The sequence below is a fragment of the Chryseosolibacter indicum genome (genome assembly GCF_018598585.1).
Classification (GTDB): Bacteria; Bacteroidota; Bacteroidia; order Cytophagales; family Cyclobacteriaceae; genus Chryseosolibacter; species Chryseosolibacter indicus.
In genome coordinates, this window is sequence record NZ_JAHESD010000067.1 from 1 (window position 1) to 19,185 (window position 19,185).

At 41.8% G+C, this 19,185-nt stretch carries 20 protein-coding genes and 1 pseudogene; 9 read left to right on the forward strand and 12 right to left on the reverse strand.

Features of this window, described 5'->3' with window-relative positions; genetic code table 11:
• Positions 1-22: 22 nt before the first annotated feature.
• The 4 genes from KK060_RS20745 to KK060_RS20760 form a co-directional block, all read right to left on the reverse strand.
• Positions 23-553, reverse strand: a complete 531-nt coding sequence (locus tag KK060_RS20745; RefSeq protein WP_254155832.1) for an SDR family NAD(P)-dependent oxidoreductase — start codon at positions 551-553, stop codon at positions 23-25.
• 61 nt (positions 554-614) lie between these two features.
• Positions 615-1,196 (reverse strand): TetR/AcrR family transcriptional regulator, encoded by a 582-nt coding sequence (locus KK060_RS20750; protein ID WP_254155834.1) that lies wholly within the window; start codon positions 1,194-1,196, stop codon positions 615-617.
• Between the two features lie 96 nt (positions 1,197-1,292).
• Positions 1,293-1,970 carry a LytR/AlgR family response regulator transcription factor gene (locus KK060_RS20755; protein WP_254155836.1) on the reverse strand — a complete coding sequence of 226 codons (678 nt, stop codon included), beginning with the start codon at positions 1,968-1,970 and terminating at the stop codon, positions 1,293-1,295.
• The gene (locus KK060_RS20760; protein WP_254155838.1) at positions 1,967-3,010 is read right to left on the reverse strand and encodes a sensor histidine kinase; all 1,044 of its coding nucleotides are present in this window, start codon (positions 3,008-3,010) and stop codon (positions 1,967-1,969) included. The genes KK060_RS20755 and KK060_RS20760 overlap by 4 nt, the downstream gene beginning before the upstream one ends.
• A gap of 243 nt (positions 3,011-3,253) precedes the next feature.
• On the opposite strand from KK060_RS20760, the gene KK060_RS20765 reads away from it, so the two are divergent.
• Both KK060_RS20765 and KK060_RS20770 read left to right on the forward strand, forming a co-directional pair.
• On the forward strand, positions 3,254-4,159 hold the full coding sequence (locus KK060_RS20765; RefSeq protein ID WP_254155840.1) for an ATP-binding cassette domain-containing protein: 906 nt from the start codon (positions 3,254-3,256) through the stop codon (positions 4,157-4,159).
• Position 4,160: 1 nt separating this feature from the next.
• A complete protein-coding gene (locus KK060_RS20770; RefSeq protein WP_254155842.1) occupies positions 4,161-4,949 on the forward strand; it encodes an ABC transporter permease in 789 nt (262 codons plus the stop codon).
• 90 nt (positions 4,950-5,039) lie between these two features.
• Here KK060_RS20770 and KK060_RS20775 read toward each other — a convergent pair whose 3' ends face one another.
• From KK060_RS20775 to KK060_RS20790, 4 genes are read right to left on the reverse strand one after another with little or no spacing between them, the layout of a single operon-like run.
• Positions 5,040-6,488: a TolC family protein gene (locus KK060_RS20775; RefSeq protein ID WP_254155846.1), complete on the reverse strand. Its 1,449-nt coding sequence runs from the start codon at positions 6,486-6,488 to the stop codon at positions 5,040-5,042.
• A gap of 10 nt (positions 6,489-6,498) precedes the next feature.
• Complete coding sequence (locus KK060_RS20780) at positions 6,499-7,791, reverse strand: HlyD family secretion protein (RefSeq protein ID WP_254155848.1); 1,293 nt, start codon at positions 7,789-7,791, stop codon at positions 6,499-6,501.
• A 3-nt stretch (positions 7,792-7,794) separates the two neighbouring features.
• On the reverse strand, positions 7,795-9,960 hold the full coding sequence (locus KK060_RS20785) for a peptidase domain-containing ABC transporter (RefSeq protein ID WP_254155872.1): 2,166 nt from the start codon (positions 9,958-9,960) through the stop codon (positions 7,795-7,797).
• A complete protein-coding gene (locus KK060_RS20790) occupies positions 9,957-10,646 on the reverse strand; it encodes a TetR/AcrR family transcriptional regulator (protein WP_254155874.1) in 690 nt (229 codons plus the stop codon). The genes KK060_RS20785 and KK060_RS20790 overlap by 4 nt, the downstream gene beginning before the upstream one ends.
• A gap of 453 nt (positions 10,647-11,099) precedes the next feature.
• Between KK060_RS20790 and KK060_RS20795 the strand changes: the two genes are divergently transcribed.
• From KK060_RS20795 to KK060_RS20825, 6 genes and pseudogenes are all read left to right on the forward strand, one after another.
• Entirely contained in the window at positions 11,100-11,666 is a 567-nt protein-coding gene (locus tag KK060_RS20795) for a hypothetical protein (RefSeq protein WP_254155876.1), read from the forward strand.
• A gap of 243 nt (positions 11,667-11,909) precedes the next feature.
• Positions 11,910-13,055, forward strand: a complete 1,146-nt coding sequence (locus tag KK060_RS20800; RefSeq protein WP_254155878.1) for a hypothetical protein — start codon at positions 11,910-11,912, stop codon at positions 13,053-13,055.
• A gap of 463 nt (positions 13,056-13,518) precedes the next feature.
• Positions 13,519-14,048, forward strand: a pseudogene (locus tag KK060_RS25345) (NADase-type glycan-binding domain-containing protein).
• Between the two features lie 12 nt (positions 14,049-14,060).
• Positions 14,061-14,510 (forward strand): hypothetical protein, encoded by a 450-nt coding sequence (locus KK060_RS20815; protein ID WP_254155884.1) that lies wholly within the window; start codon positions 14,061-14,063, stop codon positions 14,508-14,510.
• Complete coding sequence (locus tag KK060_RS20820) at positions 14,507-14,668, forward strand: hypothetical protein (RefSeq protein ID WP_254155886.1); 162 nt, start codon at positions 14,507-14,509, stop codon at positions 14,666-14,668. Before KK060_RS20815 ends, KK060_RS20820 begins: the two co-directional genes overlap by 4 nt.
• A 58-nt stretch (positions 14,669-14,726) precedes the next feature.
• Positions 14,727-16,013 carry a PDZ domain-containing protein gene (locus KK060_RS20825; RefSeq protein ID WP_254155889.1) on the forward strand — a complete coding sequence of 429 codons (1,287 nt, stop codon included), beginning with the start codon at positions 14,727-14,729 and terminating at the stop codon, positions 16,011-16,013.
• 26 nt (positions 16,014-16,039) lie between these two features.
• Here the strand turns inward: KK060_RS20825 and KK060_RS20830 are convergent, their stop codons facing one another.
• The 3 genes from KK060_RS20830 to KK060_RS20835 all read right to left on the reverse strand — a co-directional run bounded on the left by KK060_RS20830 (position 16,040) and on the right by KK060_RS20835 (position 17,333).
• Positions 16,040-16,318: a protein NO VEIN domain-containing protein gene (locus tag KK060_RS20830; RefSeq protein ID WP_254155891.1), complete on the reverse strand. Its 279-nt coding sequence runs from the start codon at positions 16,316-16,318 to the stop codon at positions 16,040-16,042.
• A 458-nt stretch (positions 16,319-16,776) separates the two neighbouring features.
• Complete coding sequence (locus tag KK060_RS25115) at positions 16,777-16,905, reverse strand: hypothetical protein (protein ID WP_302180140.1); 129 nt, start codon at positions 16,903-16,905, stop codon at positions 16,777-16,779.
• Between the two features lie 11 nt (positions 16,906-16,916).
• Positions 16,917-17,333 (reverse strand): winged helix-turn-helix transcriptional regulator, encoded by a 417-nt coding sequence (locus KK060_RS20835; protein ID WP_254155893.1) that lies wholly within the window; start codon positions 17,331-17,333, stop codon positions 16,917-16,919.
• 96 nt (positions 17,334-17,429) lie between these two features.
• Between KK060_RS20835 and KK060_RS20840 the strand changes: the two genes are divergently transcribed.
• The gene (locus KK060_RS20840) at positions 17,430-18,293 is read left to right on the forward strand and encodes an SDR family oxidoreductase (protein WP_254155895.1); all 864 of its coding nucleotides are present in this window, start codon (positions 17,430-17,432) and stop codon (positions 18,291-18,293) included.
• A gap of 100 nt (positions 18,294-18,393) precedes the next feature.
• Here the strand turns inward: KK060_RS20840 and KK060_RS20845 are convergent, their stop codons facing one another.
• Positions 18,394-19,134 (reverse strand): SDR family NAD(P)-dependent oxidoreductase, encoded by a 741-nt coding sequence (locus KK060_RS20845; RefSeq protein ID WP_254155897.1) that lies wholly within the window; start codon positions 19,132-19,134, stop codon positions 18,394-18,396.
• Positions 19,135-19,185: the final 51 nt, after the last annotated feature.

Below are 19,185 nucleotides of genomic sequence, written 5' to 3' on the forward strand. Positions count from 1 at the left end.
ACCTAATTACGGGGCTGGTGGGCTAGGAGATTTGTATAAGAGAAAGGCTTATACGCAATGCTTGTGTGTTAGTGTGTAATGGAGCCTTGCTGGCACTATATGTTGGTAATTGCAGGCCGGGGGCGAGGGCAACTATTGAGGAGACATTGATAATGGCTGCGTTGTGTTGATTCTTCAATAAAGGTAATAACTTGTTGGTCAGGTTTACCGCGGCAAAATAGTTCGTCTCCATTTCTTCCCGGGCAAAAACTGATGCCGTTGCCGAATCACCAATATTATGCAGGAAAGCCCTGCCTGCATTATTCATCAGGATGTTTAGATTGGGAAACTTCGCCGTTATTGTTTCTAACAATTGGGTTAAATCACCTTCATTTGTTACATCTGCCACGATGTAATGTGCGTTGTTAAGTTTAGCGGTGGCTGCCTTCAGTTTTTCTTCGTTGCGTCCGAGAAGTATTACTGTGTTGCCATGTTGAGAAAATAATTTAGCGGTTTCAAAGCCAATGCCGGAACCTCCGCCAGTGATCAATACTGTGTTTTTTTGAGTTTTCATATTCTGTTGTTGTTTTATAGTTTATGATATAGACCGATCGGTCTATTATTGGTTAAAAAAATTAGAAAGAATCTATTTCGTTTTTTAATATATCCGTTATGGTTTTCATAATGGTTCTGTTGTTTGTTACCCTTGATGAGAAGATGGCGCCTTCTATCATTGTAAACATTTTCAGGGCAAACAGTCCGGCATCTATTTTCTTGTTGAATTCACCTGACGCCTGGCCTTCCTCAATTAACTTTGCCATGCGCTGCTGACTTCTCTTTATTGCTTTGGCAACCCTTTGTTTCAAGGCAGGATTAGTATCATCAGCTTCTATTCCGAAATTTAGCAGTGGGCATCCACCCATTTCACTCGGGCCAACGCCGTCAGCATAGTAATCGAGAAGTGCAAATAGCTTTTCGCGTGCAGTGGTTTTGGTAGCGATGGCAGCCTCAAGTCCGACGCCAACTTTGCGCGTCAAATAGTCAAATACTTCCGAACAAATCTCTTCCTTGCTTTCAAAATTGCCATAAATGCCTCCTTTGGCAAGCCCTGTGGCCTCCATTAAGTCGGAGATAGCAGTTCCGGCAATGCCCTTCTTATTAATAATAGAGGCAGATTGCTGGATAATGAATTCTCGGGTTTTCTCTGATTTTGTCATGGTGGCAGTGTTTTAGACCGTTCGGTCTTATTCAGAACGTAAATCAGAAGATTTGGTTCAAAGGATCTTGAAAATAATTGCAAAAATTGGCCCATTTCAGCGCAACATCATTTGCAGTTGTTGCTGGTAGGCTTCGCTTACCGGTACTTTGTGTGGGCCGATGGTGACCTGGTGTCTTTCTACTTTGTTAATTTTGCCTGCAGCCACTACATACGAGCGATGAACGCGAACAAACTTCTGCGGAGGTAGCCAATGGATGGCTTCGGCAAAGGTGCTGCGAGCCAGAATCTTTTTATCAGCCAACACAAAAGTTATGTAGTTGCCCGTAGCTTCCATGAAGAGAATTTCATCGTACATAACCTTAACCTGTTCGTAGCCTGTTTTAATATAGAGGTGATCGTTCGTTTCAGTAGTGTTACGAAAGTTATAAAGCTCGTAAGCTTTGTTGCATGCCTGCAGGAAACGCGCCAGCGAAAAAGGTTTTAGCAGATAATCAATGGCATCCATTTCAAAACTCGTAACAGCATGCTCAGTGTAGGCTGTTGTGAAAATCAGTAATGGTTTTTTACGCAGGCTGTTAAAGAATTCAATCCCGGAGATGTCGGGCATTTTGATATCCAGGAAGATCAGGTCGATGTTCTCTTTCTGTAAGTACTCCAGCGCCTGAAATGCATTGGTGAATTCGGCCTTTAATTCCAGGAACGGAACCTTGGAGGCATGGGAACGCACCACTTCCAGTGCCATGGGTTCATCGTCAACGGCAATTGCTTTCATGATGCTAAGGTAATGACAAGATGGACAAAATAGTCGTGTGCTGTTTCCCGAATCACCAGTTCATGCTTGTTAGGGTATACGAGTTGTAGCCGCTGCTTCACGTTCATAAGACCTATGCCGTTGCTGTTTTTCTCAGGATCGTTTTCAGAGCGCACATGTTTGGTATTGAATACATCAAAGTACAGTGTGTTCTGTTGCAGTTCAAGAGAAATTCGCACTTGTGACTCTTCGCGCATACTGATGCCATGTTTGAAAGCATTTTCAATGAACGGTATGAGCAACATAGGTGCTATCTGTACTGAGGGATTTACTTCCTGTTGAATGGAGATTTTAATTTTACTGTTGGGATTCATGTCCATGCGTAATCGCTGCAGGGCAATGTAATTGTTAAGGTACTCCAGGTCGCGAACGAGCGAAATTTTTTCCTGCATATTTTCCTGCAACATAAAGCGCATCATACTTCCCAGTTTTTCGATTGCTTCACTGGTGCGTTCGGCTTTTTCCTGGATCGCCATACCATACAACGTATTGAGTGCATTGAATAAAAAATGTGGATTAATCTGCGAACGCAACAGGTCTACGTTTGCTTCCGTCTGGCCCAGTTCTTTTTTAAGGACAAAAAGCTCTTCCTTATTTCGGGCAAAACGTTTAAAGATAAACCATACAACGGGCGCCAGTATAAAAAACAACGTGAAAATGGTAATGCCACCAAGGCCCATAAAGAAGTCTTCATCTTCTATATACATCGAAAAGAATATGGCTTGTGCGAAAAAGACAACGATGCAATAAAAGAGAATACATAGGGCGTAGAACAGATAGGGGAACCGGAATGTAAATGCCTTTGGGAGAAGCCAGCGGAAAGAAACATGATACATGACCCAACCGCTGGGGATGGTGATAGTCCAGGAGGTTAGAAACTGAGAGTTGGGATAAACTACGATAACAAAGGAAGTTATCGCAAGCCAGACAGCAAAGGTGATGATCGTTTCACGTGCAGTCAGCAATTTGCGAAGTGAAGATTGTAGTGCAGAAGTATTCACAACACAATATTAAAGTATAGGGCCGGCGTGCTAAACAATTTGTGACGAATCGGTCGCATTAAGTGACGGATCAGGTGCGTTCATTTCATTTTCGTTGAAAAGCAACTCGCCTTTCTGCCTATGTCATTTGTTCATAAGCAATTTCGTCCCGCTTTAAACCACACCGGTCACATTTTCAGGTGGATCAATCACACAGGTTGGGCAGGCAGGAAAAGCACCTGTAACGTTGTAAAAAAAACACACATGAGTTCAACCATTATACGTACCGACCAGCTTTGCTACAATTACACCAAAGGTGTCAGTACACTTACCGACATTCACCTTCAGGTCAATCGTGGAGATATCTACGGATTCCTGGGGCCTAACGGTTCAGGAAAAACTACAACACTCAGTCTTCTCCTTGGCTTACTGAAAACCCAGCATGGTACCATTGAGATTCTCGGTAAAGATTTGCAACACCACCGCAAGGAAGTGTTGCGGAAAGTAGGATCGTTGATTGAAAGCCCTTCGCTATACAATCACTTGACGGCAAAAGAAAACCTGGAGGTGTATCGTGAAATCTATGGTGCATCAAAAGCGAGATTACAGGGTGTTCTGAACATTGTAGGTCTCAGTGATACAGGGAAGAAAACTGTAAGACAATTTTCCCTAGGCATGCGACAACGGTTGTCAATCGCTTTGGCACTATTACCAAAGCCTGAACTGTTGATACTTGACGAGCCCACCAATGGGCTCGATCCGGCGGGCATCCTGGAATTAAGAAGTCTGATAAGGAGCCTGAATAAAGAGGAAGGCATCACGTTCCTGATCTCAAGTCATATTTTGTCTGAAGTAGAGAAGATGGTGAACCGGATCGGTATCATCTACAAAGGGCGTATGCGATTTCAGGGATCACTTGGTGAACTGCATAAGCTGCAACAACAGCAGTCGTTGGTGCAACTGGATACGTCTGACAACCTACGCGCATGGGCAGTACTGAAAAAATTTCAGGCAGAGTTACAAGATGAAGATCTTGTAGTTCCTTATACTGATCTTGCGCAAGTAGCCATCATAAACCGCATGCTGATCGACAACGACCTCGATGTGTACAACCTCCACCCGCGCAAGCAAACACTCGAAACAATTTTTATTAACCTAACAACTGAGTAACATGACTTTTACGGCTTCTTTGAGATCAGAATTTCTGAAAATAAAACGCACCTCCTTAATCTACATCATACTGGTTGCCGCGTTTATTATCCCGTTTGTAATGTTCTTCGATTATGGTTCACCTGATCCCGAAAAGCTGGCCAATGGCTGGGATCATTTCTATAAAGAAGCAACGATGGTCTTCGTGTTTGTTTTTCTTCCCATGTTTTTTGTGCTGACAAGTACATTGCTAATGCAGATTGAGGTGAAGAATAATGCATGGAAACAAGTGCTGGCGTCGCCCCAGCCCTTCTTTAATATTATCTTCGCTAAGTTTATTATTATACAGACTCTGGCGTTTGCCTTTGTTGTTGTTTACAATGCTTACATGGTACTTAGTGCTGCAGTGCTCGACATGGCGTACGGTTCCGATGTACTGGCTTACTTAAAGCGATGGCCTGAATTGCTGAAATTTAATCTTAATGCGTTTGGAGCAACGATAGGCATCAGTACACTCGGGTTCTGGCTGGCGTTGCGCTCAAAGAATTTCATTGCACCCATTGCCATTGGTTTTTTGCTTTGGGTTATTGGTCCGGTATCACTGGAGTTCAAGTTGCCGCATATTGATAAATATGTATTTGTTCTTCCGTTCACAGTATTTGCAAAGAAGTTTGAACACCAGCGTTTATTTTATCAATTGCTTTCCCTCGGCTATGGTTTGTTTTTCTTTACAATAGCCTATGTGGAATTTGTATGGCAGCGCGTGCAATTCAAATGGCTTTGGCAGCGACCTGGAAGAATAGTGCAATGATGCTGACATGACACAACACAGGATGACTCTCTGGGGCCGGATAAAATCCGGCTTCTTATCTCTTCGATGCTTACATCCCCAAAACCTGTTTTAGTTGTCTGGTAGTAGACGAACGCCGGCAGACCAGTACAAGATGGCTTTTTGTTTTTCGTAATCTGCCATTACCTTGATAAGCTTCGATTGCGCGTTGAATAATTTCTCCTGTTGCACGTTTATTTTAAAGAGGTCGCTTTCTCCATTTTCTAGGTTAAGTAACTCAGCATTTACAAGACGAATGTAATTGTCGGCCATCGCGCGTTGTTGTTGCACGATAATACCGTAATTAATCACTTGATTGTAAGCCGCGTTAATGTCATTGATAATTTGTCTTTGGGCGAGTTGGAGGTCGTACTGCGTAGTAGTTAACTTCAACTTCGTCTGTGCAACCTTTGCTCTTTCCTTGCGAAGAAAAATAGGAAAGGAGAAATCTACTCCAAGTTTAAAATTATCATTAAACGTAAAGTTATTATTTACACCTTCCGGATAGAAGGGTTGGTTGAGCATGTAATATGAAAGGTCAAGCTTAGGTTTTAAATATTCTGAGGCAAGACGCCTGTCAAGCTCTAGTTGTTCAACCTTCAGATTTAACTTTCTCAATTCCGGATGATTTGTCTTGGCTTGATTAACCAACTCTTCCAATGTCGTAGCTGAAAGCACAACTAATTCAGTTTCATTAACAGGAGCCAGCTGAGGTGCGACATCAACAGGATTCATCAGGCTATCCCACAGGAATGTTGAAATGTTGATTGTGCTGTTTTGCCAGCTTGTAAGTGCTTCTTGTCTGTTTACTTCACGTTCAAATAAAATAATCTTTGCTTGTGTGGTATCAATTGCAGCTATTTCCCCTCCTTCAAAGTTAGCTTTTGTCCTTTTGAAAATGTCGTCGGCAATGCGCACCGTGTTGGTGGCAAGGCGATAATTATAATAGCTATAGTACCAATCCCAATATGACTTGGCAGCTTCAAGCAAAAGCTTATTAATCACTTTAATCTGTTCAGCTTCTGTCATGTCACTGAATAGTTCTGCTTGTTTAAGAGCGGTTCTTCGTTCATCAGTCATTAAGCCTTGACCTAGCGGTATTGATATTCCGGCATATATTTGTTGATAGTTGTATTCGTCTGAAATGTACTTTTCCGGATTGAGGTATTCTCCTTTATTGCGTTCGAGCCCTACTGATGGCGTAACAGGAGAGCGGGTTGGCAACTTGACAGATCCATTAAATAACCTGTAATATTCCGTTTGATTGTAGTGTTTCATCAAATAGGCTACTTCAAGTTTGGGATCGAAGCTTCCGCGGGCAAGCCTGATTTCCTGCCTGGCAACATCAGACAATAAATTAACTTGTTTAGCTACGGGATGATACTTTAAGATCAGCCGATAGAAGTCTTCAAGAGTTAGTGGCTTGGCAGTATCCGGGAGAACAAAAACAGAGTCGCGTGTTTGGGCCATACTATGCCCAATCAGCCAAAGAAGCGCAATCAATACTACACACTTTCTCATACACGTTGCATCATTTTTGATTCGGCACATCTTTGTTGCCTTTATCTTTCACTGCATCCTTCAACGGAGCTTTATACAAGCTAGGAGGAAAACCATTAATTTGCCGCCAGATTTCATACCAGACAGGAACATTATCAAGCATAACCCAGCCTCTCGTGCCTGACCCAACACGAAGTTGTTGTGGCCATGGCTCGTCCGATTTATCAGGTGTAACAAGAATTCGAAATTCACCCGGCTCTGAGCTAACATAGTCAATTACTTCTACTATGCCGCCAAAACTTCCTACGGAAACACTTGGCCAACCAGAAAATTGGAGTGCCGGCCACCCATCAAATTCAACTCTAACTTTTCGCCCTTTGCTGATCAGTGGAATATCCATCGCTTTAACATACATCTCTACAGCAAGGTCGTTCACCTCAGGCATCACGGTACAAACTGCATCGCCTTCCTTAATCGTTTCACCAATTCCAGCTTTCATGGCCCGAACAATGTAACCATCCTGTGGTGCTATGATCTGATATTGCCCGGCACGAATCTGCATGTTGGCATACTCGTTGGTTAACTTCGAAATTTCAACTTCTGCTTCAAATACTTCTGCTTCCGTTGCATTCAGGTCAGATTCAGACTTGCTGATTTTTTCCTGGTATTCTGCTCTAAGTCTGCCGATTTCAACTTGCGCATTTTGAAAGTCAGCCATACTACCTTGATATTTATACTCGATGTCCTGAAATTTTGTAAGCGGAATGTTACCTGCATCGTAAAGATGTTTGTTACGTTCATACTGGTTCTTTGCATTCTCGAATTTTACTTTTTCGGCTTCAAGCTTTGCAGTCGCCTGCTCAATTTTAGTACTCATACCGTTGCGCAGTGCTGCAATCTGTCTTTTCAGCGCCTGTGCTTTTTCTGATTTAGAATTTAAACTGCTTTTTTTTGATTCAAGCTGTTCCTTCAGCCGTGTAAGAAACTCAGGGTCAAAATATTTTTCCTTAACCTCCCGTATCGTTACAATCGTATCGCCGGTATTTACATATTCGCCTTCTCTTACGTGCCACTGCTGAATTTGCCCGGCTATTACAGCCTGAACAGTTTGCGGCCTGTGCGCAGGACTAAGTGCGGTTACTCTACCCGTGCCACGAATGTTTTGTTGCCATGGAAGCAAAAGGAAGAGAACAAGAATAAGTCCTATCACCATTAGCCACTTTGCCAAAAGAATGCCTGCAGGCGGTGTCTTGAGCGCTCGCAACGAGTAGAGATTCTCTGCTTTTATTGACCTACTTATCGACTGTGTTGATAGATTCAGCATAATTTAATCGATGTAATTATTTATCGTTCCTTTCTTTAACAAATCATCAAATTGCCCAACCTCAGTAACCTGCCCATTGTACAGGAGAATTACCCGATCGCATGCTGCCATAATAAGCGGATCGTTTGAAACCGCTACCAAGGTCCATGGGCTGTTTTCAGGAATGATTGTGTTTAAGAGTTCGAGCTTCTCTTGCCTTTTAAGGGCTGAAAAGAAATCGTTAAGAATGATCAATGACGGTTTCTTGGCAAGACATCTCGCTAGAATGAGTTTATGAATGAACGAACTTGAAAAACCCTTTCCACCGCTTACGATGTGTGTACTTAAGCCATTTGGTAGTTGGTTTATTTCGTCTTCCAGTTTAACACTGCGGATGGCTTGCAACGCATCATCTACTGTTCTTGTAGGACTGCCAAGCGTAATGTTTTCAAGAATTGTTCCATCAAAAATGTCCTCAGGTGAAATGTTCTTAGCGATACTATCGCGCAGGTGGCGGATGTCCAAGTCTCGTAATGAATAATTATTGATGGTAACGATACCTTCATAGTCGGAATGAATTCCGGCAATCACATTTGTGAGTGTGGTTTTTCCTGCATTTCCTGGACCAGCGATGCAAATTTTTTCGCCTGATCTAACGCTTAAGTCTATGCCATTCAAAACGTAGCTGGATGAATCCTGATACTTGTAACGCAGTTGTTTTAAATTGATCGAATAACCTGTGTTTGGTACCCGTGGAAAGTCGAGCCCGCCAACTTTCTCCAGCGGTAAATCAGTAATTTGAGCAATCTTATCAACTGCCGTTAACAAATCGTAGACAACATCCATGTAGGTAATAACTTTTTCTGCGGAGTTGAGAATAAGAATAATTACAACTTCTGACGCTACGAACTGCCCAAGGGTTATCTCACGGTTTACGACAAGAATTGTTCCGATGATAAGGAGACTTGCCGTTACTGCTGTCTTAAAAAACACAATGAACGAAAATTGCGTAAGCAGAACTTTAAAGTGCGAGGCCCGATACTTCAGGTAGTTGTTTACCGTCTGGTCTGTCTTCCGCATTGGCAGGTCTGTGTTTCCTGCGAGCTTAAATGAATTTAATGCGCGCGCAAGTTCTTCCAGCCATTGAACAACCTTGTATTTGTACTTCGATTCGTCAATCGACGATCGCATTCCTGAAGGCCCGGTGAACCAGAAAATCAGAAAGAGTGTCAAGACAAGTATCAAGCTAAAGAGAACGAAGAAAGGGTGATAGAGCGAGAGCAGGATAAGTCCAAACAATATTTGTATGGCTGACGATACCAGGTCTATCAATAATTTTGGTAATCCTTTCTGCAACGTAATAACATCAAAAAAACGGTTGACCAATTCTGGTGCATAATTTTGAAGAATGGACTCCATACGTATTCTCGGAATTCGGAAAGCAAATTCCAGTGCTGCCTTGGTAAATACCCTTCGCTGGAGGTATTCTACCAATGTAATCTGAACGATCTGTAAAATTCCGGTGAGTAGAATTCCTAAAATCACTGCAGCAATCAGCACGTAAATAGAACTGAAGAACACTCCGCCGGAAACTAGCTGAACTGTATTCTGAATACCAACAGGAAGAATCAAACTCGTAACTCCGATTACAATTGAGTAGAAGAGAATGTAAAATATATCTCGCTTTTCAGTTGACAAAAGTCTCCAAAACCGCTGCACCGGATTTAAAGGCTGCGGAACGGCATCTGAATCAAAAGCATATTCGCTTACTAAATTTTTATATGGATATAATACAAATGTTACAACCTCTCCGGAGTCATCGCTGTAAAGAGAATCAAGATTATATGAATTGGAATGATCTTCATCAGCGAGCGTGATGGGATTAATCTTATGCTTATCATAATACAAAAGGAGAGGCTTTAACGTTTCATCTTCCTTTTTAAAGACCAGCCCCAGTACTTTGTTCTCCTTAATAAACCGCTCCAGTACAGAAGCTGATTGCCTTTGTTCAAGAAAGAGCATTCCGATTTTACTTCCGGCTTCAATCAGATCGCTTTTAAATTCTGCAAATTGATCAATTGAATATGTGCGATTATTAATTTCAACAAAACGTAACACTGAAGGGTCGAAACCGTGCTTTAATAAAAGTGCAGCTTCGCGCAGAATTCTGATGATCGAGTAATTGTTCATCTGTCCTTGATGTTTAAAGTTTGCATCACAAGCGATTCAAGGAACTCGGCCATCTCTGTGAATTTCTGTTTTGAATCTTTCCTTATATTCGTTAGCGATGGTAAGTGCTGTGCGTAATAGAGTTGATGTGTAGCGCTCAACATTATCGTGCTCGCTAAAGATTGAGGGTATGCATATTTGGGATTAATCTCTTTGATAATCTGGCCGATCTTCTTGCATAGTTCTTTATAAGGAAGAAACAAGCCTTCTTTATTATCAGCATCTACTTGTTTGGTGAGATAGGTTTTCTCGAATTCAGAGTGAACGATCCGTTGAAGCATTTGCGCATCAACAAACGGAATTTCCGGATCGGATTTTTTCTCGTCTACCAGCATTTTAATGGTGTTTCTGAGGCGCTGCTGCGGACTTTCTATATTTTGATTTTGATAGTCGATCCTGTAGTCAAGCCAGGTCCAGTACCAATCAATGAGATAGAGCAAGAGGCGATGCTTGTTTTCAAAATACCGGTATACCGAAGCTTCCGGCGACCCCATTTCAGTACCCAGTTTTTTAAACGTGAATTCATCAAAACCAATCTTTTCCATGATTTTGATGCTGTACTGAATAATGTTCTGACCCAGTTCTGTTGACTGCGGGTCCCGTAAATACAGGTTTGGATTTAATTTAAAACCAAGAATAGATACCATATTACGATTAATAGTAATACTATCACAAACGAACGTAATACAATTTTGTTCAGCTTGGCGCAGATTTTTTTTGATACCAGCTATTAAAACATAGCAAAGTGCTTTGTTTCATCTTTCATGCGTCGCCAGCAGGATATTGGTGCGGGAAACCATGGCCCAGGGAGAGCTAGTCCGATAACATCCCGATAACATGCCAAATGGCTCATACATTCGAAGTAGGTACGTTGTAGGTTCGATGTAGGATCGACAAAAGGGCGTTTTCTCGATCCTACAAGGTGTTTTCATGCTATTTACGCTGTTTCTACGACGCATTTGGCATGTATATCGAACGTTATTGCCATGTTTTAATGCTTTTCTAACCCCTTTTTACTTTTTGACACTATTTGTCACAGGCCCCTCCTAAGTTTGTTTAGATCGATAATTAATGTCAAAAGTAAACCTTATTAAAAGCGTATGGGAAAGATCATAAACAACCCTGTTACCACCACCCTTAGCGGAAGCCTGGGTAAGCATCTGGTATTCCGGCAAGTGGGCAACCGCGCCTTCTTTGTGAAAAAACCAGTGAACACGAAGCCGCCCACTGATGCACAACGCAGCAACAGACATAATTTTGCTGAAGCTCAGAATTATGCGCGTGTTATGATGCAAGACCCGGAGCTTGGCGAGTGGTATAGCATAGTTGCCAAAGTAAATAACCTGAAAAGCGCACACCGCGCTGCTGCGAATGATTTTTTGACCAAACCGGAAATTGAAAGCATAGATACAAAAGGATATAAAGGTAACGTAGGCGATGTGATTCACATTACACCCAAAGCCTACCTGAAGATTACACGCCTCGAAGTTACCATTTACGATGCAGAGGGTGCCATACTCGAAACAGGACTGGCCATTAAAAATGAGTTGAACTTTAAGTATTGTGCTATGCAGCCTAACTCTCGGGCTGAGGGATCCAAGATTGTTCTTGTAGCCCACGACAGGCTAAAGAAGACGTGCAGGGTTGTAGAGCATTTGTATGGGTAGGGGTCATTCCAAGTGTTTTTGGAATTGGTGTGAACAAACTGCTTCCACTAGATACGAGGCTAAGCCTATCAGCATATGCTTGCAAGGTGAGGCAGATTCTGTTTTGCAACGCAGACTATGTTTGTGTCGTGATCTGCGGATATTAAAAGTAAACGTAATATTCAGCACGTTCTAAATGTTTTTTTCGTGAAAAGCTACGTACCTTTACGTTTGGATAAACTTACTTAATTATATAAAAACCCCATGAACATATTACTGAAAGGTCAATTGATGTTGACCGTGGTTCTTTTGCTGATTGTAGTGTCCTGCTCTTCTGACGGAGATGATGGCCCTAAAAAGAGTGGTAATGGAATCACTGATTTTGGATTAGATATCTCAGATGCGCGGGCAATCCTCTATAGGAAGGAAGATACACCCATTGGTGGTAGGGCGAGGGCCGCTGAACCAAGTCTTTTTAAAATAACAAGTGACGGCACTGTGGAACCTACGGCCGAGGGAGTAAAAGTATTCTCTGTGACCGCTCTTTCCAGTGGTTTGTATCTCGAAATATTAAGTGGTGGGTCGACGCGATCTTTCCATATTCGACTTGATAATTCATACACCGAAATTGATCGAAGTGCGGGGATGTTGGTTGGGGAAAATGAATACGGCGATTTAGTTTTTCAAAATGTGTCAATTTTTCGATTGGCAACAGGAATATTGGAAAAGTTGCAGACTACTTTGAATAATCCTAGGGTACAAAGTTTGTCAGGAAACTTAGCCATAATCCAAGACGGATCGATATATCAAATATTAAATACTCACTCTAATGTAAGATATAATGTTGCCGGCTGCAACGGCCCGGCCATGGTTGCCTTCAAAGGAAGCAACAAAGCCATCATAGATGATTGTTCGCTTAAAGTGTTAATAGATATGACTGACGGATCAAGAAGTGAAGCAGAGATTTTTGGTTGGAATCATGAAGCCCTGTCCGTAGGAAGCAAAATTGGAATTCTCTCCCAAGGACTAAATTTAGAAGGTGGTTACAGAATCGGCTTGATCGACGATACTGGAAAGGTCGATGTAGTGTCGCAATATGCGTTTACTCCGGGTTCCGGCTCCTGCATGAATTGCGGCTATCCAAACACGGTTTTGTTTTATGCTGCTGACTATTTTATCGTGCGTGAATTAGATAAGGTAACCATTGTTAAAAATGGCGGAGACGGAACTGCGGAGCAAATCTTAACTAATTATAATGTAACGAGTGTGTCAGTAAAGGATCATTTGCTTTACTACCTCGCTGAAACAAATAAAGGAAGTGCTGTTACAGGAGTATATAATCTGTTAGAGAAAACGAATAAGGTCATCCTAGATGGTAAAAGCTTCGACCAAGTGCTGACCTTTAAATAATTTAAAAGCACGATGATATAACTAAGTACTTAAAAGAATAATGTTAAATGCCTGGGAAATTTATTAGGAGGCATTTTTTTATACTGATAAGCAATGGAGAAATCGCGAGTTGAACTCTAAATACTGTGTGCTACATAGCAGAACTCCCAAGCTGAACCATCAAGTCCCATGTGCGGCTTTTAAAAAGAGATTTAAAAAGCTATTTTAGGAGTTATTTACTGACCCCATGGGAATACTTACTGCTATCTTCCTTACTGTACACACATTTGTCAGTGCGCAAAACACAATCAAAGAGATTAAACCCTCTGAGGTTCTACCATTAAATCTGTCAAACGAAGGGGCTGCACAATTTCAAAAGGACCGGGAAAAGTTTGTAGAGGTCTCCAGGAAATTGAACACTGGATCTAAGGTTGAAGAACTGTCTGCTGATGAGGTTAGGGTTTTGAATGAAACAGATGAGACAATGGAAGACTATTGGGATGTTGTCGGAGGAGGCTGCAATTGGTATTGTGGCGGCGGGCCAAATGAGGTCACTGCTTCATCTGAATTAAAGCCACAAGGCGCTAATTCATACCAAGGGAAAAATGCGCACGATTTGAGTTATAAAACAGCGTGGTTGAGGGTGTGCCGGGATATGGCATCGGTGAATCTTTGTCGTATACGTTTTCAGGCCACAGTCCTAGAGTAACAGATATCATAGTGGTTAACGGTTATTTGAAAAATGAAAAAGCTTACTTTGATAATTCAAGGGTTAAGAAGCTCAAAGTATATCTCAATGATAAACCATTTGCTATCCTGAATCTAGAAGACAAACGTTCAAAGCAGGTGTTCAATTTTAAACCGATTGGAAATGGTAACAGACAAAACCAAGAAGCGTTAAAGCTACAGCCTTGTTGGAGTTTAAAGTTTGAAATTCTTGATGTCTACAAAGGATTGAAGTATGACGATGTTGCAATTACAGAGATATATTTTGATGGGATTGATGTACACTAGTACGGCTGACAAATGCAAGCAGTTTTAATTTTTTCCATAGCAGTATTTGCTTTTGTTAATAAAGCGAAGGCACAAGGCGATGTTGATCCCGAGCAAATGATAGGGTTTAGTTGTTATGCTTCGGGCTTGTTAACAGAACCTGTTAATAGATTCAATAATTTAATTAGCAAGAAGAAATACAAACAGATCAGTAAAGCATTGGATTCTTCAAACAGTGCAGAACGTTTCTTGGCTGTTGTAACGCTAGAACACCTTGACTCTTTAGGCGTTTATAAACTCTTGCCAAATGAAAAGATGTTCATTGCACAGATTAAGCTTTCTACTGAAGAAGTCTCGGTATGTTCGGGCTGTACCTACTTTGCCGTTTTGCCACTAAAGGACCTTTTTACTCCACAGATGCGAAGTTTTTCACAGTGGTGGCTAGATCATACAATAACAGATTTGATTAGGCAGAAGAAATGAAGATTCAGGTTATAAGCGATCTGCATCAGAAATTCGGCTTCATGGATATTTCTTTTGAGGGTGCTGATGTTGTTGTTCTCGCAGGTGACATCAATTTTGGAACAAAAGGAATTGAATGGATCAAGTCTACGATAACTAAATTAATCATTGAAATCTGAGCAGGTAGTTATTAAGTTGTTTAATTAAGAATATACAAAAAAAAATAGACGCAACTCCATGGGATCCTTTTCTCTGCTATTAATTCTAGTACTATTAAATATTGTTTACATTATTGGTTTCCTTGGGGCTCAAGCTCTAAGGAAATCGAGACAGCACTACTTTCTTGGCTTTAATCCTGGCTTTCTAACTATCAGTTTCCGAGAGGTAAAATTGACGTTAGGTGTTTACATTCCAATAATAGGACTAGCGAGAATCTATTGCGTTGATAATTCTGGTAGAAAGCACCTTTTCTATCCTTGGCAATTCTCTAGTACATCTGTTTCTAAGCGATTACTTCTGACATATAGTGGTGTTCTGGCTATGTTTGTTTTTGGTATTATCTTGTCCACTATTGCGGTGTACATTTCAAAGGATCAATACATTCCTAAAGATGAGGTGATTAAATATGGAATCTATCCATCTCACCAAGCACAAACTGTTGGGTTCCTTCCAGGTGATAAGGTGATTGCTTTGAATGGAAAAGACTATAGTGATTTCGCGGAGCTGGTTCGACCTGAGACGATTTTGTCTGAGCAAACCACTTATACAGTTCTTAGGCAAGGGAAGGAGTTGGTTCTTGCTTTACCTGATGTCTCTAAGCAAAGCTTACAACAGCATGAATTATTTTTAACGATTAACTCACCATTTTCTGTTGGTAACGTATTGCCTGAATCTCCTGCCGAGAAGGCCGGAATATTATCAGGTGATTTGATCCTAAAAGTAAATGGCCAATCCATTAAAAGTTTTCAGGAGATGAACTCTCATTTTGAGTCTGATGATGATGGGGAAGTGTTACTTGAAATACAACGGGGAAACAATTCGGAGCAAAAACTTGAAAGAATTGTTACTTTAAGCCCCCCAAAAAAAATAGGCATTTCTATTAATCAGATGATTGAATACAAAGTGAGATCGTATTCTTTTTCTGAATCCTTTAAGCTGGGCTTCCCCCGCTTTTGGTCTAGTATAGTTGTTCAGTTCAAAATATTCGGACGGATGTTTGGCCTTTTGATTGGAGAAGAAAGGCGAACGTTAAGTGGACCGATTGACATATCAGCTGCATTTGGAAGTTTGAACTTTTCCTGGTTTTTGTCTTTTACGTCAATTTATATAGCCTTTGTTATCTCGTTGAACTTCTTACCGCTACCAAAGTCGGCCTTGCTCGAAGTAATGCCCCTTGCTTATGAAGCAGTGAAGGGAAAGCCTCTTTCTTATAAATCATTTCGCATGATAAGGCGAATAAGTATTGTGTTGTTAAGTGCTCTTATCATGTGGCAGCTATTTAGTGATATAATTAAGTTGTTATGATCGATGGAGTAAATTCTTTAGTATAACTAAAATGATCCCTTGAACTGCGTTGGCCTCATATTACAAAACTCATCATATACACCATTGGCGATAAACAGTTTGGGTTCTGCCTTAAGATTGAATACTCGATACAAGAAAAAACTTGAACTTTTCTTTTTGGAAAAGTCATATTCGAGGGCTGAAAAATAAAATGGAGCTTCCTTTGTTAGTTTGGTGGACTTAACCTCAATATACCGATCAGTTCCGTTAGTATTTTTTGAAAGGATGTCATAACCAAGTCCGTCACCTTGCGTTTGTGATGCCATTCAATTTTTTCAGCCAAACTTTCTTTACCTGACTGAACAAGACGCCAGCGTTCGTACTCAAGAGCAATGTTTCACCTGTTCTACCAACGCTTTGATTCGCTTGTTCTAATTCAATATAGTTTATCTTAACGGGGCTTCTGTAAACCATTTCAGGCTCTTGTAACAAGGCTTCTCTCTTTGGTATCTCTTCTAACATATTTTCGAGGACCAATGCTTGGGGAGTAGGAGGAGATTCAGCGAAGAGTTTGAATGCGCTCTCTACCTCAGGCTTCTGTTTTATATAAGCGAATACAACCGTTCAAGTAATTGCTTTTGGTAGTTATACGCTGGCAGGTATCCTCTAATTTAAGGTTGACCGATCCTGGCAAGTACGGCACTGATATTTCTGTTTTTGAATTCAATTGAGCCTTCTGATCTGTTTTTGAGCAGTGGGAGTTCACGTCTTCGAACCTCCTGATTTATTGAATACAATACCAGATTGTTCCTTCAATAACAATAAGCTCAACTTCCTCTCGTGACCAGTCTTCAGGCATAAATTGAGGGCTTAATGCACTACAAAAAACTGATGTAATGAAACTTATGAACATACACCTCTTGCTTAAGCCAGGGACTTTTCCCGCGCAAGCCGTTGGTACTTTTCAATCGCCGCGTCTTTCCCGGTCTGAAGTTCTTCCAGCAAGGCAGGGTTGATGTCGGTGAGGTAATGCTTAGCCCCCCATAGAATGAGGGACACAATAATTGGAACGATATCAATGCCTTTTTCCGTGAGGCGGTAGGTGAACTTAGATTTCTTATCATCGGCCACGGCCTTGGTTAAGATACCTTGCGACTCCAGCACCGCAAGGCGGTCGGCCAGAATGTTGGTTGCCATTTTTTCCGCTGACTGCAGAAATTGCCCATAAGTAGACTTCCCCGCGAATACCATGTCCCTGAGAATGAGCAGGGTCCATTTGTCACCCAGCACGTCAAGTGAGGTGCTGATGGGGCAGGAAGAACGCTGTTTTATCTCCTTCATAAAAAGATTTAATTAACTTGTTTTTTGCAAGTGGATTACTTTACCTTTGTACTTGCAAATTGCAAGTAAATATACACAGATTTTTATTCTTTTATTATGATTTTAGTAACAGGAGCCACCGGTGGCCTAGGCCACGAAACTATCGAATTCTTGCTCACCACTACCCCCGCCAAAGAAATCGGCGCCCTGGTGCGCGATGTCAGCAAAGCCAAGGACCTCGTAATGCGGGGTGTAGACGTCAGGCAGGCGGACTACTTTGACTATTCTGCGCTGGTGCAAGCCTTTCGTGGTTTTGATAAAGTGCTTCTGGTCTCGGCCGTAGCGTTTACCGACAGGTTACGCCAGCACCAAAACGTTATCGACGCTGCTAAGGAAGCAGGGGTGAAACACCTTTTCTACACCAGCATCCAGCGTAGTACAGATTTTGTGTTGCAGGAAGTCACAGAAAGCGACCTTGCCACCGAAGCCTACCTCAAAGCTTCCGGGTTGGTATACACCATTCTTAAAAACGGCTACTACTTTGAAGGCCTTAAGTACATAATAGGGAGCGAGGTACCGGACGCGGAGATACGTTTCCCGGCAGGAGAAGGCAAAATAGCTTTCGTGAGGCGAACCGAGTTGGCCGCTGCCACAGCTGCCCTGCTGGTGAGCGAAGGACATGAAAACAAGGAGTATACGTTGACCGGGGCTGAAGCCTATTCTTTCTATGACGTCGCCAGGGAATTATCCGAGTTAGCGGGCCGCCCCATCACTTTCAAAAGTAGTGAGCTGGCGCCCTATGTAGCAGAGAAAGTGGCTGCCGGTTTTCCTGAAGTCGTCGCCAACTTCTTTGCTCAATGGGGTGCTGCCACCCAACATGGCATGTTAGCTGAGGCGCACGATACCGTCGAACGTCTGCTTGGCCGCAAGCCAACTTCGCTGCGGGAGTACCTCAAAACAACTTATCTTCCAGGTCGCTGACCCACATTATAAGGATACGTTGCTTCTTATGTAAAAGAATAGCCATACTGAATGGTTTCAGTATGGTTCTCTCGTAAACATAATCAGCAACGTTCACTTATTACCATCCAATCAAACCTGTTTCAGGATTTGTTTCTTCACTGAAATATTTTCCTGTAGGGCCGTTGTTGTCAATAAGCACATACTTCACAACTCGCGCTGCGGCATCTTCTACTGTTCCCGTTCCCTGGTGATGGTTAAAGTCAGTTTTAGTATAACCTGGGTCAATGGTGTTAACTTTAAATGCTGTGTCGCGCAGTTCGTACGCCAACATAACGGTGTACATATTTAACGCCGACTTTGAAGGACCATATACAGCAAACTTAGCGTGTTGGTAAAATGGCCAATTCGGATCGCTTTGCAAGGATAAAGAACCTACGCTGGAACTTACATTTACAATTCGTGGTGCCTCTGATTTCCGCAGCAAATCAATAAAACGTTGTGTAACCCTTACTACACCGTACAGGTTGGTCTCAAACACATTTTTAAAATTATCGATACTTGCCGTTAAAGCATTTTGAGGTACCGCGCCGCTAACACCTGCATTGTTAACAAGCGCGTCTAAAACAGCTGTCTTTAGGCTGATTTCTTTATAGGCAGCTTCAACAGATTGCTGATTGGTTACATCTAGTTGTATGGCTTCAACATTTGTAAGGCCTTCAGCATGGAGGTCTTTTACTGCTTTTAAACCATTCTCAAGGGTGCGACTTCCCAAATAAACATAATAGCCTTTCTGCAACAGTTGTATTGCCGATTCAAATCCTATGCTCTTATTAGCGCCGGTGATTAATACTGATTTCATTTTTGTTGTGTTTAAAAATTACCATACAAAAGTGGTGCACTTAAGAATGAT

What these genes read in the sequence shown, in the direction of transcription:
- KK060_RS20745 (WP_254155832.1), bottom strand. Translation starts at nt 553, where the DNA reads ATGAAAACTCAAAAAAACACAGTATTGATCACTGGCGGAGGTTCCGGC.
- KK060_RS20750 (WP_254155834.1), bottom strand. Translation starts at nt 1,196, where the DNA reads ATGACAAAATCAGAGAAAACCCGAGAATTCATTATCCAGCAATCTGCC.
- KK060_RS20755 (WP_254155836.1), bottom strand. Translation starts at nt 1,970, where the DNA reads ATGAAAGCAATTGCCGTTGACGATGAACCCATGGCACTGGAAGTGGTG.
- KK060_RS20765 (WP_254155840.1), top strand. Translation starts at nt 3,254, where the DNA reads ATGAGTTCAACCATTATACGTACCGACCAGCTTTGCTACAATTACACC.
- KK060_RS20770 (WP_254155842.1), top strand. Translation starts at nt 4,161, where the DNA reads ATGACTTTTACGGCTTCTTTGAGATCAGAATTTCTGAAAATAAAACGC.
- KK060_RS20775 (WP_254155846.1), bottom strand. Translation starts at nt 6,488, where the DNA reads ATGAGAAAGTGTGTAGTATTGATTGCGCTTCTTTGGCTGATTGGGCAT.
- KK060_RS20780 (WP_254155848.1), bottom strand. Translation starts at nt 7,791, where the DNA reads ATGCTGAATCTATCAACACAGTCGATAAGTAGGTCAATAAAAGCAGAG.
- KK060_RS20785 (WP_254155872.1), bottom strand. Translation starts at nt 9,960, where the DNA reads ATGAACAATTACTCGATCATCAGAATTCTGCGCGAAGCTGCACTTTTA.
- KK060_RS20790 (WP_254155874.1), bottom strand. Translation starts at nt 10,646, where the DNA reads ATGGTATCTATTCTTGGTTTTAAATTAAATCCAAACCTGTATTTACGG.
- KK060_RS20795 (WP_254155876.1), top strand. Translation starts at nt 11,100, where the DNA reads ATGGGAAAGATCATAAACAACCCTGTTACCACCACCCTTAGCGGAAGC.
- KK060_RS20800 (WP_254155878.1), top strand. Translation starts at nt 11,910, where the DNA reads ATGAACATATTACTGAAAGGTCAATTGATGTTGACCGTGGTTCTTTTG.
- KK060_RS20815 (WP_254155884.1), top strand. Translation starts at nt 14,061, where the DNA reads ATGCAAGCAGTTTTAATTTTTTCCATAGCAGTATTTGCTTTTGTTAAT.
- KK060_RS20820 (WP_254155886.1), top strand. Translation starts at nt 14,507, where the DNA reads ATGAAGATTCAGGTTATAAGCGATCTGCATCAGAAATTCGGCTTCATG.
- KK060_RS20825 (WP_254155889.1), top strand. Translation starts at nt 14,727, where the DNA reads ATGGGATCCTTTTCTCTGCTATTAATTCTAGTACTATTAAATATTGTT.
- KK060_RS20830 (WP_254155891.1), bottom strand. Translation starts at nt 16,318, where the DNA reads ATGGCATCACAAACGCAAGGTGACGGACTTGGTTATGACATCCTTTCA.
- KK060_RS25115 (WP_302180140.1), bottom strand. Translation starts at nt 16,905, where the DNA reads ATGTTCATAAGTTTCATTACATCAGTTTTTTGTAGTGCATTAAGCCCT.
- KK060_RS20835 (WP_254155893.1), bottom strand. Translation starts at nt 17,333, where the DNA reads ATGAAGGAGATAAAACAGCGTTCTTCCTGCCCCATCAGCACCTCACTT.
- KK060_RS20840 (WP_254155895.1), top strand. Translation starts at nt 17,430, where the DNA reads ATGATTTTAGTAACAGGAGCCACCGGTGGCCTAGGCCACGAAACTATC.
- KK060_RS20845 (WP_254155897.1), bottom strand. Translation starts at nt 19,134, where the DNA reads ATGAAATCAGTATTAATCACCGGCGCTAATAAGAGCATAGGATTTGAA.